13 protein-coding genes and 1 tRNA gene are annotated in these 13,701 nt (G+C 66.8%); 1 reads left to right on the forward strand and 13 read right to left on the reverse strand.

Translation table 11 applies throughout. The features are described 5' to 3' along the window. Window positions 1-11 precede the first annotated feature (11 nt). The 13 genes from rpoB to RSP45_RS09665 all read right to left on the reverse strand — a co-directional run bounded on the left by rpoB (window position 12) and on the right by RSP45_RS09665 (window position 12,663). A complete protein-coding gene (rpoB, locus tag RSP45_RS09605) occupies window positions 12-4,157 on the reverse strand; it encodes a DNA-directed RNA polymerase subunit beta (RefSeq protein WP_415391754.1) in 4,146 nt (1,381 codons plus the stop codon). A gap of 290 nt (window positions 4,158-4,447) precedes the next feature. Continuing rightward, the gene (rplL, locus tag RSP45_RS09610; RefSeq protein ID WP_415391755.1) at window positions 4,448-4,825 is read right to left on the reverse strand and encodes a 50S ribosomal protein L7/L12; all 378 of its coding nucleotides are present in this window, start codon (window positions 4,823-4,825) and stop codon (window positions 4,448-4,450) included. A gap of 66 nt (window positions 4,826-4,891) precedes the next feature. Next, the gene (rplJ, locus tag RSP45_RS09615; protein WP_073068392.1) at window positions 4,892-5,407 is read right to left on the reverse strand and encodes a 50S ribosomal protein L10; all 516 of its coding nucleotides are present in this window, start codon (window positions 5,405-5,407) and stop codon (window positions 4,892-4,894) included. Between the two features lie 333 nt (window positions 5,408-5,740). Continuing rightward, window positions 5,741-6,442 (reverse strand): 50S ribosomal protein L1, encoded by a 702-nt coding sequence (gene rplA, locus RSP45_RS09620; RefSeq protein ID WP_073068394.1) that lies wholly within the window; start codon window positions 6,440-6,442, stop codon window positions 5,741-5,743. Window positions 6,443-6,447: 5 nt separating this feature from the next. Then, the gene (rplK, locus tag RSP45_RS09625) at window positions 6,448-6,900 is read right to left on the reverse strand and encodes a 50S ribosomal protein L11 (protein WP_415391756.1); all 453 of its coding nucleotides are present in this window, start codon (window positions 6,898-6,900) and stop codon (window positions 6,448-6,450) included. A 94-nt stretch (window positions 6,901-6,994) separates the two neighbouring features. Continuing rightward, window positions 6,995-7,534, reverse strand: a complete 540-nt coding sequence (gene nusG / locus RSP45_RS09630) for a transcription termination/antitermination protein NusG (RefSeq protein ID WP_073068399.1) — start codon at window positions 7,532-7,534, stop codon at window positions 6,995-6,997. A 181-nt stretch (window positions 7,535-7,715) separates the two neighbouring features. Next, window positions 7,716-7,907: a preprotein translocase subunit SecE gene (secE, locus tag RSP45_RS09635; protein WP_073068401.1), complete on the reverse strand. Its 192-nt coding sequence runs from the start codon at window positions 7,905-7,907 to the stop codon at window positions 7,716-7,718. 79 nt (window positions 7,908-7,986) lie between these two features. Beyond that, complete coding sequence (locus tag RSP45_RS09640; RefSeq protein WP_415391757.1) at window positions 7,987-8,415, reverse strand: RrF2 family transcriptional regulator; 429 nt, start codon at window positions 8,413-8,415, stop codon at window positions 7,987-7,989. A gap of 46 nt (window positions 8,416-8,461) precedes the next feature. Further along, entirely contained in the window at window positions 8,462-9,340 is an 879-nt protein-coding gene (locus tag RSP45_RS09645; protein ID WP_415391758.1) for a hypothetical protein, read from the reverse strand. A 25-nt stretch (window positions 9,341-9,365) separates the two neighbouring features. After that, window positions 9,366-9,441, reverse strand: a tRNA-Trp gene (locus RSP45_RS09650). A 244-nt stretch (window positions 9,442-9,685) separates the two neighbouring features. Continuing rightward, the gene (locus tag RSP45_RS09655) at window positions 9,686-11,539 is read right to left on the reverse strand and encodes an ABC transporter ATP-binding protein (protein WP_415391759.1); all 1,854 of its coding nucleotides are present in this window, start codon (window positions 11,537-11,539) and stop codon (window positions 9,686-9,688) included. 41 nt (window positions 11,540-11,580) lie between these two features. After that, entirely contained in the window at window positions 11,581-12,234 is a 654-nt protein-coding gene (locus RSP45_RS09660; protein WP_415391760.1) for a CatB-related O-acetyltransferase, read from the reverse strand. 3 nt (window positions 12,235-12,237) lie between these two features. After that, window positions 12,238-12,663, reverse strand: coding sequence for an HIT family protein (locus RSP45_RS09665; protein WP_415391761.1), 426 nt, complete (start codon window positions 12,661-12,663; stop codon window positions 12,238-12,240). Window positions 12,664-12,811: 148 nt separating this feature from the next. Between RSP45_RS09665 and RSP45_RS09670 the strand changes: the two genes are divergently transcribed. Next, window positions 12,812-13,645, forward strand: coding sequence for a GIY-YIG nuclease family protein (locus RSP45_RS09670; protein WP_415391762.1), 834 nt, complete (start codon window positions 12,812-12,814; stop codon window positions 13,643-13,645). The last annotated feature ends 56 nt before the right edge of the window (window positions 13,646-13,701 follow it).

The following is a 13,701-nucleotide window of genomic DNA, read 5'->3' on the forward strand; positions in this document are numbered from 1 at the left end:
TGCGCGCAGCGTTATTCCCCGTCCTCCGCATCCAGGAGTTCCATGTTGAGGCCCAGACCCCGGACCTCCTTGACCAGCACGTTGAACGATTCCGGCACGCCGGCCTCAAAGTTGTCTTCGCCCTTGACGATGCTTTCGTAGACCTTGGTCCGCCCGGCCACGTCGTCCGACTTGACCGTCAGCATTTCCTGCAGGGTATAGGCGGCGCCATAGGCTTCCAGCGCCCAGACCTCCATCTCGCCCAGACGCTGGCCGCCGAACTGCGCCTTGCCGCCCAGCGGCTGCTGGGTCACCAGGCTGTAGGGACCGGTCGAGCGCGCGTGCATCTTGTCGTCGACAAGGTGGTGCAGCTTCAGGACATACTTGACGCCCACGGTGACCGCGCGCGCGAACTGTTCGCCGGTGCGGCCGTCGAACACGATCGACTGCCCCGAGGTGTCAAAGCCCGCCCGCCGCAGCGCGTCGTTCACGTCGCCTTCCTTGGCGCCGTCGAACACCGGGGTCGCGATCGGCACGCCCTCGCGGACATGCTCGGCGCATTCGACCAGAGCGGTGTCGTCCAAGCCGGCGAACTCTTCCTCATAGGTCGCGTCGCCATAGCCGTTCTTCATCGCCTCGCGCACCGGGGTCATGTCGCCATTCTGCCGGTACTGCTGCAGCGCCTCGTCGATCTGGATACCCAGACCGCGCGCGGCCCAGCCCATGTGGGTTTCAAGGATCTGCCCGACGTTCATCCGCGAGGGCACGCCCAGCGGGTTCAGCACCAGGTCGACCGGGGTGCCGTCGGCCAGGAAGGGCATGTCCTCCATCGGGACGACCTTGGACACCACGCCCTTGTTGCCGTGGCGCCCGGCCATCTTGTCGCCGGCCTGCAGCTTGCGTTTGACCGCCACGAACACCTTGACCATCTTCATCACGCCCGGAGGCAGGTCGTCGCCCTGGCGGACTTTTTCGACCTTGTCCTCGAACCGTGCGTCCAGCGCTTTTTTCTGGACGTTGAACTGATCCTGCAGCGCCTCGACCTCGCGGGCGGTGTCCTCGTCGGCGATGGCCAGCTGGAACCACTGGCCGCGCGACAGGCTGTCCAGCAGGTCCTGCGTGACCTCGCTGCCCGCCTTGATGCCCTTGGGGCCTTTGACGGCGGTCTTGCCCATGATCAGCGATTTCAGGCGCGCGTAGATGTTGCGCTCCAGAATCGCCAGCTCGTCGTCGCGGTCGCGGGCCAGGCCCTCGATCTCCTCGCGCTCGATCTGCAGGGCGCGTTCGTCCTTGTCGACGCCGTGGCGGTTGAACACCCGCACCTCGACCACCGTGCCATAGGCCCCCGGCGGCAGCCGCAGCGAGGTGTCGCGCACGTCGCTGGCCTTTTCGCCGAAGATGGCGCGCAGCAGCTTTTCTTCCGGCGTCATCGGGCTTTCGCCCTTGGGGGTGATCTTGCCCACCAGGATGTCGCCCGGGCCGACCTCGGCGCCGATATAGACGATGCCGGCTTCATCCAGGTTGCGCAGGGCTTCTTCGCCCACGTTCGGGATGTCGCGGGTGATCTCTTCCGGGCCCAGCTTGGTGTCGCGGGCCGCGACTTCGTATTCGTCGATATGGATCGAGGTGAACACGTCGTCGCGGTGGATCCGCTCGGAAATCAGGATCGAGTCTTCGTAGTTGTAACCGTTCCACGGCATGAAGGCGACGATCACGTTCCGGCCGATGGCCAGCTCGCCCTGGTCGGTCGAGGGACCGTCGGCGATCACCTGCCCCTTCATCACCCGGTCGCCGACCTTGACCAGCGGCCGCTGGTTGATGGTCGAGGACTGGTTCGAGCGCTTGAACTTGCGCAGCCGGTAGATGTCGACGCCGGCATCGCCCGCGCCCAGATCCTCGGTGGCGCGCACGACGATGCGGCTGGCGTCCACCTGGTCGATCACGCCGCCGCGCCGCGCCATGATGGCGGCGCCGGAATCGCGGGCGACGGTGGCCTCCATCCCGGTGCCGACGAAGGGCGCCTCGGCCTTCAGCAGCGGCACCGCCTGGCGCTGCATGTTCGAGCCCATCAGCGCGCGGTTGGCGTCGTCGTTTTCAAGGAAGGGAATCAGCGCCGCGGCGACCGAGACCAGCTGCTTCGGCGACACGTCGATCAGGTCGATGGCATCGACCGGGTTCAGGGTGAAGTCGCCCGCCTGGCGGCTGCTGATCAGCTCCTCGACGAAGCGGCCCTCGTCGTCCAGCTCTGCATTGGCCTGGGCGACGGTGTGGCGCATTTCCTCGGTCGCCGACATATAGACGACGTCATCGGTCACCTTGCCGTCGATCACCTTGCGGTACGGGGTCTCGATGAAGCCGTATTTGTTCACGCGGGCGAAGGTTGCCAGCGAGTTGATCAGGCCGATGTTCTGGCCTTCCGGGGTCTCGATCGGGCACATGCGGCCGTAGTGGGTCGGGTGCACGTCGCGCACCTCGAAGCCGGCGCGTTCGCGGGTCAGACCGCCCGGCCCCAGCGCCGACAGGCGGCGCTTGTGGGTCACTTCGGACAGCGGGTTGGTCTGGTCCATGAACTGCGACAGCTGCGAGCTGCCGAAGAATTCGCGCACCGCCGCCGCTGCCGGCTTGGCGTTGATCAGGTCCTGCGGCATCACGGTGTCGATCTCGACGCCGGACATGCGCTCGCGGATCGCGCGCTCCATGCGCAGCAGGCCGATGCGGTACTGGTTTTCCATCAGCTCGCCGACCGAACGCACCCGGCGGTTGCCCAGGTGGTCGATGTCGTCGATCTCGCCCTTGCCGTCGCGCAGCTCGACCAGACCGCGGACACAGGCCACGATGTCTTCCGGGCGCAGGGTGCGCTGGGTGTCGGGGGCGTCCAGGTCCAGGCGCATGTTCATCTTGACCCGGCCCACGGCCGACAGGTCGTAGCGCTCGGAATCAAAGAACAGGTTGTTGAACAGCACGCTCGCCGCCTCGACGGTCGGCGGCTCGCCCGGGCGCATCACCCGGTAGATGTCCATCAGCGCGCCGTCGCGGTTCATGTTCTTGTCGGCGGCCATGGTGTTGCGGATATAGGGGCCGACGTTCACATGGTCGATATCAAGCACCGGGATCTCGGTGATCCCGTTGTCCAGCAGCGACTTGAGCAGGCCGCCCGACAGCTCGTCGTCCTTGTATTCCGCGGTGATCTCGTCGCCGGCTTCGGCATAGATCAGGCCGGTATCCTCGTTGACGAGGTCGCGGGCGACGAAGCGGCCGACGATGCGCTCGAACGGGACCAGCAGGTTCGCGACCTCGCCCGATTCCAGCAGCTTCTTGACCAGGCGCGGGGTCACCTTGTCGCCGGCCTTGGTGATCACCTCGCCGGTGTCGGCGTTGACCAGGTCATAGGACGGGCGGGTGCCGCGCACGCGCTCGGGGAAGAAGCGCGTGACCCAGCCCTCGGCGCCCTTCTTGCCGGACTGCAGCTTGTAGTCGACCGTTTCATAGAACGCCGACATGATCGCGTCCTGGTCCATGCCCAGTGCGTAAAGCAGCGTGGTCACCGGCAGCTTGCGGCGGCGGTCGATGCGGGCGAACACCAGATCCTTGGCGTCGAACTCGAAATCCAGCCACGAGCCGCGATAGGGGATGATGCGGCAGGCGAACAGCAGCTTGCCCGAGCTGTGGGTCTTGCCGCGGTCGTGGTCGAAGAACACGCCGGGGCTGCGGTGCATCTGGCTGACCACCACCCGCTCGGTCCCGTTCACGATGAAGGTGCCGTTCTGGGTCATCAGGGGCATGTCGCCCATGTAGACATCCTGCTCCTTGATGTCCTTGACCGCCCGGGTGCCCGAGTTCTCATCGACGTCGAACACGATCAGACGCAGCGTCACTTTCAGCGGCGCGGCATAGGTCATGTCGCGCTGCTGGCATTCCTCAACGTCGTATTTCGGCTTTTCCAGCTCGTATTTCACGAATTCCAGCGTCGCGGTCTCGTTGAAGTCCTTGATCGGGAACACCGACTGGAACACGCCCTGGATGCCTTCGCCGTCCCGGTGGCCCTCGCCGTCGCCCGAGGCGAGGAACAGGTCGTAGGAGGATTTCTGAACCTCGATGAGGTTCGGCATTTCAAGGACTTCGCGGATATTGCCGTAATAGCGCCGGATGCGCTTCTGGCCGACGTAGGATTGCGCCATGGAGGTAATCGCCTTTCGTCATCGCGCGGCGGATCGTCGGGGCCCGATCCGCGGCACGCATACGAACATCAGGGGTGCGGCTCCATTCGTGCCGCGCGTCCCACCGCGCAGCTCCCGAACCGCAAACTCGCCCTGAAGGAGACTCGTCCCAGATAGGGTCGCACCAAGTGTCCTTCAAGACGGGTTCGGCAGGGACCGGGAAAACCCGGACCCTGCCCTGTCTGCGCGGTCACGATCCAGCAGGCTCTGATTGCCCGGGGATGGGACGACCGCCCGACCTCGCGGCCGGATTACTTCAGTTCGACCTTGGCGCCGGCAGCTTCCAGCTTGGTCTTCATTTCTTCGGCTTCGGCCTTGGCCGCAGCTTCCTTGACCTTGCCGCCAGCTTCCACCAGGTCCTTGGCTTCTTTCAGGCCCAGGCCGGTGATGGCGCGCACTTCCTTGATCACGTTGATCTTGTTGGCGCCGGCTTCGACCAGAACCACGTCGAATTCGGTCTTTTCCTCGGCGGCTTCCGCCGCACCGCCCGCAGCCGGGCCAGCCATCATGACGGCGCCACCGGCGGCCGGCTCGATGCCGTATTCATCTTTCAGGATCGTCTTCAGTTCCTGCGCCTGCAGCAGGGTCAGGTTGACGATTTGTTCGGCGAGTTGCTTCAGATCAGCCATTTTTCCGTTCTTTCCAGAATGTTGTTCCAACGTCGCGGCCCTGCGGCCTGACGGGACGGGATTGCCTCAGGCAGCCTCACGCTCTTCGAGCGTCGAAAGGATGCCCGCGATGTTGCTGGCAGGCGCGCCGATCGCACCGGCGATGTTGCTGGCAGGGGCACCGATGCAGGACACGATCGAGGCGATAAGCTCCTCGCGCGACGGCATCTGGGCCACGGCTTTCACACCGGCCGGATCCAGAGCGTTCTCGCCCATGGCGCCGCCAAGGATCACGAACTTGTCATTCGTCTTGGCATAGGCGTCCGCGACCTTGGCCGCAGCCACGGGGTCTTCGGAAAAGGCGAGAACGGTCATCCCCGTCAGGTAATCGGCGATCGAAGCCGCCGGCTTTCCTTCAAGGGCGATCTTGGCGAGCCTGTTCTTGGCAACGCGGACTGCACCCCCGGCTTCGCGCATCTGCGCGCGCAGGGCCTGCATCTCGGCAACCGTCATCCCCTCGTAGCGGGCAACCACCACGACGCCAGAGCTTTCAAAGATCTGGCCGAGTTCCTCGACCACCTGTTCTTTTTGGGCTCTATCCACGGTTCACTCCACGTTGGGGGTTTCCCCCCGGCTCACTTGTCCCGGCCGCTTTCGGGCGGCAGGGGCGGGTCCTTGGGCGATGGACCCGAGAGCGCCCCAAAGGTGGAACCTTTGCGGAAAAATCTCGACTTCCATCTCGGGAAGGACTTAACGGCGTTCACGCGCCAGCCCTCCGTCTCGGACAGGAACAGGGCAGCCGCGAATCGCGACTGCGCCTGAAGCGCCTTAGCTAGCGCGACAGCGGCCCGGGCGCAAGCGGGCAGCACAGCAGGGGCGGAATGCAAGACGCCCCGGCACGGCGGCCGGGGCGCTTTGTTCAGGCCGGGGCCGGGCTCAGCCCTGCGCGGTGGCCGAGGTCAGGTCCAGCGACACGCCCGGACCCATGGTCGAGCTGATCGAGACCTTTTTCAGATAGGTGCCCTTGGCGCCCGAGGGCTTCGCCCGGTTCACCGCATCGACAAAGGCGCGGATGTTTTCCGCCAGCTTTTCCGGCTCGAACGAGATCTTGCCGACGCCGGCGTGGACCACGCCCGCCTTTTCGGCCTTGAACTGGACCTCGCCGCCCTTGGCCGCCTCGACCGCGGATTTCACGTCCATGGTCACCGTGCCGACCTTGGGGTTCGGCATCAGGTTGCGCGGGCCCAGGATCTTCCCCAGACGGCCGACCAGCGGCATCATGTCGGGGGTGGCGATGCAGCGGTCAAAGTCGATGTTGCCGGCCTGGATGGATTCCATCAGGTCCTCGGCGCCGACGATCTCTGCCCCGGCGGCCTTGGCCTCATCGGCCTTGGGACCGCGGGCGAACACGGCGACGCGCACGTCCTTGCCGGTGCCGTTGGGCAGGGTCACGACGCCGCGGACCATCTGGTCGGCGTGGCGCGGGTCGACGCCCAGGTTCAGCGCGATCTCCAGCGTCTCGTCGAACTTGGCCGAGGCATTGGCCTTGACCAGCGCCACGGCATCCTCCACCGGCAGGAACGCCTTGCCGGCGAATGCGGCGCGGGCGGCGGCTTTCTTCTTAGCGATCTTTGCCATCTGGATCAGCCCTTCACTTCGATGCCGACGGAACGGGCGGAACCGAGGATGATCTGCATGGCGGCCTCGATGTCGGTGGCCGACAGGTCCTTCATCTTCAGCTCGGCGATCTCGCGCACCTGCTTGACGGTCACGGTGCCGGCGGTCTGGCGACCGGGCTTTTCCGAACCCTTGGCGCGGTTGCGCTTGCCCTGCGGCTTCAGGCCGGCCGCCTTTTTCAGCAGGAAGGTCGCGGGCGGAGTCTTGGTTTCAAAGGTGAAGGACTTGTCCGCGTAATAGGTGATCACCACCGGAATCGGCGAGCCCTGCTCCATCTCCTGCGTGCGGGCGTTGAACGCCTTGCAGAATTCCATGATGTTGATGCCGCGCTGACCCAGGGCCGGGCCGACGGGCGGGGACGGGGTCGCTTGCCCCGCCTTGATCTGCAGCTTGAGGCTGCCGACGACTTTCTTGGCCATCTGGCCTTCTCCTTATCATCACGCCCCGGGGATTCGGGGCCGACTTAGCGGTGCGGCGCGACCCCTTGCGGTGCCGCAACCTCCCGCGCACAGATCACGAGGTCTTGGCGACCTGCGTGAATTCCAGTTCGACCGGCGTCGGCCGGCCAAAGATCGAGACGGTCACCTTCACCCGGCTGGAAATCTCGTCGACTTCCTCGACCATGCCCGAGAACCCCTCGAACGGGCCGTCGGTGACGTTCACCCGCTCGCCCACCTCGAAGCGGATCAGGTTGCGCGGCGCCACCTCGGCCCCGCCCTGCCCCGAGCGGGACAGCATCTCGTTCACCTCGTCGTCGCGCATCGGCATCGGCCGCCCCTGCGAGCCGAGAAAGCCGGTGACGCGATTGATCGAGTTCACCAGGTGATAGGTCTTGTCCGACAGATCCATGTGCACCAGCACATAGCCGGGCATGAAGCGGCGCTCGGACGTGACCTTCTTGCCGCGGCGGATCTCGATCACTTCCTCGGTGGGGACGACGACCTCGTCGATCTCGTCCTCAAGGCCCTTTTCGGCCACGGCCTGCCGGATCGCCTCGGCCACCTTCTTTTCGAAGTTGGACAGGACGCTGACCGAATACCACCGCTTTGCCATCGCCTTGATCGTCCCCTGCTTGAATTCTGCGGCCCATGACCGGCCGCGTCGGCCCGAAAACTGAAACGGCGCGCAGACCGAATCGGTGCACGCCGCTACCCGGGCAGGTCGGGGGGACATATCCGCCCACCGGCCGGAATGCAAGCATCGGCAGCCGGCCCGGGGGCCGGCCGGCGCCCGCTCAGCCCACGGTGCGCAGGACGGTCGAGACGCCGCTGCGGATCAGCAGGTCGACGACAAAGAAGAACAGGCTGAACAGCCCGGCCATGACGAACACCATGATCGTGGTGGTCACGACCTCGCGCCGCGCGGGCCAGACGATCTTGGCGGCCTCGGCGCGGACCTGGCTGATGAACTGGGCGGGGTTGGTCATGGGCGTCCCTTGCGTTGCAGCCGCCGAAATAAGCCCGGCGCCCCGCAAAGGCAAGTCCGGCCGGGGCAGAGGCCGGGGGCTACAGCGGAAACTCGGGCAGCCGTGACGCCACCGCCTGCGCCAGTGACGTCCCCTCGAGCCGGGCGGCGGTGGCGTCGCGCACCGCGATCAGCACCGGGCGGATCTCGCATTCCTCGACCGAGCGGCAGTCGGGACAGGGGCGGTATTCGGTGCGGCTGGCGCAGGGGGCCAGCGCCAGGGGCCCGTCGATCGCGCGCAGCACCTCGGCAAAGCTGATCTGCGCGGGATCGCGCGACAGCACATAGCCGCCGCTGGGGCCGCGCTTGCCGACCACCAGCCCGCGCATGCGCAGCTGCGACAGGATCTGTTCCAGGAACTTGCGCGGAATGTTTTCCGACTGCGCAATTTCGGCCGCAGTGGCGCTGGCGCCCCGGCGGGCCAGGAACAGCATCGCGTGCAGCGCGTGGCGGGATTTCTGCGACAGCATGATTCGGCATAGGCCGGAGCCGGCCGCGGCGCAAGCGCGCCGGCCCTCAGGGCGACAGCAGCACCACCCCGGGCAGCGCCGCCAGCCGCGTCAGGTCGGCCGCATAGGCCGCGCGGCTGCGCGCCACGGTGGCGGCATCGAACGGCGCCAGCGCCGGCGCCCCGGGGCCGCGCGGGAACAGCGCCTTGGCCTCTTGCGCCAGCTGCGCGATCTCGGCCGCGGGGCGCTGCAACCCCTGCGCCTGCAGATGCTGCCAGGCCGGCTGCGACAGCCCGACCACCGCCGCCTCGGGGTCGCCGGCCTGCGCCGCCAGCGTCTGCGGCAGGAACTGCGCCAGGATGCGCGGGCGCAGCGCGGCGTAATCCTCGTAGCGCCACACCACCAGCCGCGCCACGCCGCGCAGCGACAACAGCCGCCGGGCCAGACCCGCCCACGACAGGGCGGCAGGGTCGAACCCGGCCAGATAGGCGTAGAGCTCCCGCTCGAATCCGCCCTGCAACTGCATGGAGAACGCCGAGGCCAGCAGCGCCGAGGGCTCGCGCACCGCCAGGCACAGCGTCGCGGGCCGGTGCCGCAGCATCCCCAAGAGCCGCCGCAGCCGTGGCGCCGCATCGGGATAGACCAGATGGCCCGGCCCCATCAGCCCCTCGCGCCGCAGGCTGCCCAGGATGTTTTCCTCGGAAATCACCACCTCGGGCCAGGTCTCGGCGATGCGGTCCAGCCGCCAGCGCAGCCGCCGGCGCTGCCGCCCTTGCGCCATCCCCGCCCCCAGCACCGGCCCCAGCCGTGCCAGCCCGCCGCGCCATTGCTGCGGGCCGCTGTAATGGATTCCCGCCGCCAGCATCGCGGGCGCCAGCGCCTGCAATGTCTGCTGCAGATGAGTGGTGGCGGTCTTGTGCGCGCCGACATGGATGGTCAGCGACATGCGGCAGCTTCCAATGTGCGGGAACTGGCAGGGGCAGAGGGACTCGAACCCCCGACCCTCGGTTTTGGAGACCGATGCTCTACCAACTGAGCTATACCCCTAGGCCGCCGTCCGATTAAGACAGGACGCACGCGCACGCAAGCCGGAAATGCGCGCGCCACGGCGCCGCTGCCTTCATCTTGCCCCAAATATCCTCGCGGGCTTCCGAGCGCCCGGAACAAGAGGCGGATCGGAAAAAAGCCCACAAGGCTGTTGTCCCGCCGGATGATCCGGTGGGACATTTTCAGCGAGAAAGGCCACGGCAATGCCGGGGAGCGCACTGCCCCCGGCCGCAACATCCCGGCCTCAGCCCCCGTCCGTGTCGGTCAGGAACCCGCCCGACTGCCGGTTCCACAGCCGCGCATAAAGCCCTCCTGCCGCCAGCAGCTCGGCATGGGTGCCCTGCTCGACGATCCGGCCTTCGTCCATCACCACCAGCCGGTCCATCGCCGCGATGGTGGACAGGCGGTGGGCGATGGCGATCACGGTCTTGCCGGCCATCAGCCGCTCCAGCTGCGACTGGATCGCGGCCTCGACCTCGCTGTCGAGCGCGCTGGTGGCCTCGTCCAGCACCAGGATCGGCGCGTCCTTCAGCGCCACCCTTGCGATGGCGATGCGCTGGCGTTGGCCGCCCGACAGCTTGACGCCCCGTTCGCCCACATGCGCGTCCAGCCCCTTGCGCCCCTGCGCATCGGCCAGATGCGGGATGAAGCCGGCGGCCTCGGCCGCCGTGGCCGCGGCCTCGATCTCGGCGCCCGAGGCTTCGGGGCGGCCATAGGCGATGTTGTCGCGGACCGAGCGGTGCAGCAGCCCCGAATCCTGCGTCACCACCCCGATGGCGGCGCGCAGCGAATCCTGCGTGACCTGCGAAATATCCTGCCCGTCGATCTCGATCCGCCCCGATTCTACGTCGTGGAAGCGCAGCAGCAGGTTGATCAGCGTGGATTTCCCGGCCCCCGAGCGCCCGACCAGCCCGATCCGCTCGCCCGGCGCGATGTCCAGCGTCAGCCCGTCCAGCACCGCCATCGGCCGCTCGCCCGGGGCGGCATCATAGCGGAAGGTCACGTCGCGGAACCGCACCGCCCCGGCGGTCACCCGCAAGGGCTGCGCGTCCGGCGCATCGACCACCATCCGCGGCAGCGCCAGCCCGGCAATGCCGTCGCGCACGGTGCCGATATTCTCGAACAGCGCCGCGAACTCCCACATGATCCAGTGGCTCATGTTGTTCAGCCGCATCGCCAGCGGCACCGCCACCGCCAGCGCCCCCACCTCGATCGCGCCGCGGGTCCACAGCCACAGCCCCAGCGCCGCCGTCACCGCGACCAGCACATGGTTGAGCAGGTTCAGCACCATGTCCTGCGCCGCCGACAGCCGCATCTGCCAATGCACGGTGCCCAGGAACTCGTCCATCGATTCGCGGGCATGGGCTTCCTCGCGGGCCGAGTGGCTGAACAGCTTGACCGTGGCGATGTTGGTATAGGCATCGACGATACGCCCGGTCATCCCGGCGCGCGCGCCCGCCTGCGCCTCGGCCGCGCGGCCCAGCCGCGGGATCAGCACCCACAGCAGCGCCCCGTAGCCCAGCCCCCAGGCCGCGAACGGCAGCGCCAGCCGCCAGTCCTGCGAGGCCGCCAGCCACAGCGCCCCCGCGAAATAGACCAGCACATAGACCGCCACGTCCATCAGCTTCATCGCGACCTCGCGCACCGCCAGCGCGGTCTGCATCAGCCGCGTGGCGATCCGCCCGGCGAACTCGTCCTGGAAATATCCCATCGACTGGCGCAGCAGATAGCGATGCGCCTGCCAGCGGATGCGCTGCGGGAAATTGCCCAGCAGCGTCTGGTGCATGACCAGCGCGCCCAGGATGTTCAGCGCCGGCAGCACCAGCAGCAGCAGCGCCGCCATCCGCCACAGCCGCGGCCCCTCGACCGCCCAGAACTCGGCCCGCGGCGTGTCGGCCAGCCGGTTCACCAGGTCGCCCAGATAGCCGAACAGCACCACCTCGAGCGCGGCGATCAGCCCCGAGGCCGCCGCCAGCAGCACCAGCCACGGCAGCGCGCCCCGCGAATAATGCAGCACGAACCCGGTCAGCGTCCGCGGCGGCATCCGCGGCCTGTCCTGCGGATAGGGATCGAGCCGGCGCTCGAACCAGCTGAACATGGTCGTCCTTTCCGTTGTCCCGTTGCCGCGAACGCGCTGCGTCAGGGGGCGAGTTCCGCCAGCGCCGCCACGTCACCCCGCGCCAGCGCCGCCGTCGCCCGTGCGACCTGCGCGGCAGGCCAGTCCCACCACGCCAGCGCCAGCAGCCGCGCCACCGTCCCGGCGTCGAAGCGGTGGCGGATGATGCGGGCCGGGTTGCCGGCGACGACGACATAATCCGGCACCGTCCCGCCGACAACCGCGCCGGCGCCGATGATCACCCCGCTGCCGATCCGCGCGCCCGGCAGGACGGTGGCGCCGTCCCCGATCCAAACGTCATGGCCGATCACCGTGTCCGGCAGCCCGGTGATCTGGTCGATGTAATCCCCCACCCGCCGATGGTCGAAGATCGCAAACGGATAGGTGCTGATCCCCGCCATCGGATGGTTGGCCGAGGCGGTGATGATCCGCACCCCGTCCGCGATCTGGCAGAACCGCCCGATCTGCAGCCGCTCGGGCGCGCCGGGGTAGAGATAGGGCGCCAGCCGCGCCGCCCAGTCCGCGGGCGGATCGAAGGCCGAGGCATAGGTGAAATCCCCCACCCGGATATTCGGATGGTCGATGGCGCGTGCCAGATGCACCAGCCCCCGGTTCACCCGCCCGTCGGGAAACCGCATCGGATGCAGCACCGCGGGGTCGAGGAAGCCGGCCGGCATCCCCTAGTCCCGCGACAGGGCGCGCGCGATCCCCGCCATCTCGTCCGCAGGCAGCATCGGCGGGGTGGTGTAGCCGTCGACCCCCTCGGCCAGGTAGACCTGCGAGGTCACGTCATGGACATGATGCATCGGCACCACATGGGCATGGGCGTGCGGCACATGGATGCCGGTAAAGAACATCGCCACCCGCTCGACCCCGTAAAGCCGCTTCATCCGCCGCGACAGCATCTGGCTGACCTCCATCACCCGCGCAGCCAGCGGCGCCGGAATATCCTCGAACCAGACATGATGCGCCCGAGGGATGACCAGCGCATGACCGGCGCGGATCGGGTGCAGGTCGAGAAAGGCCATCACCTCGTCATCCTCGTGAACAAGATGAGCGGGCAATTCGCCCCGCGCGATGCGGCAGAACAGACAGTGGTGGGTCATTGGGGGCCTCCATTCCCGCGCGAGAATGGGCGAACGGAGAGTGGAGCGCAATCGCCCACCACAATGGCAGGCTGCAGCTGGGGGACACCATGGCCTTGGCGTGATTTTCGGTCATGCTGGAGGCAGAGCCGCACAGCAGGAAGGCACAATGACCGCGACCCTGACACTTTCGGATATTTGGCACCCGGCCTCACTCACCGATTACAAGGTGCACTTCGCCCGGTGGAACGGTGAGACGCATCCGCTTCACGTTCTCGCAAGAAGCATGGATGAGTGGCGGCAGTGGCAGGAATGGCATCCACACCGGGATGATTTCAACAGACCATACATCTTTTCGCTTGCTCAGGTTCCAGAGCAGAACGATATCTGGATGTTCGGAGGAATCTGGGCCGTTACCGGAAAAGGGATCAGGGCGGACGGCCGCCCCCATTATCAGGTCCAGCTGACAGGTGAATTGAGTGGTGCGGTGGCGCGGCTCAATCTGCATCGCATCCACAGGCAACGGGGGACAAGGCTGAACCTTGAAAACCATTACGCCCACTTCATCATTACCGAGGTTCTGGCCCGGCGATATTCAGGCCGGGCCTTTCCAGGTTATCATTCCGTGAACTTGGACTTCCACGAACTCGAGGGATTGGTCCGGAACGACAGTCCCGATTGGGCCACCGCACTCTCGCACGTGAAAGGCGTTTATCTAGTTACCGACACCTGTACGCAGCGGCGGTATGTTGGGTCAGCTTACGGAGAATGGGGGATCTGGTCGCGCTGGAAAACTTATATTCAGCTCGGACACGGCGGCAATTCCGAGATGGTCGAGCTGCTGCGCGACCACGACCTTGGCTACTGCCGGCGCAACTTCAAGTTTGCCCTGCTCGAACACATGGATTCGCGGACCGACGATAATCTCGTAATCCAGCGAGAGAGTTACTGGAAACAGGTTCTCGATTCACGGAACCTTATTACAGGAATGAACGCCAACTAGAGCATCAAGAAAAAGCCCGCCCCGTTTTCGGGGGCGGGCCTGTGTCGCGCTGTCCT

Origin of the sequence: Paracoccus sp. SJTW-4, from assembly GCF_047716885.1 — a bacterium.
Lineage (GTDB): Bacteria > Pseudomonadota > Alphaproteobacteria > Rhodobacterales > Rhodobacteraceae > Paracoccus > Paracoccus solventivorans.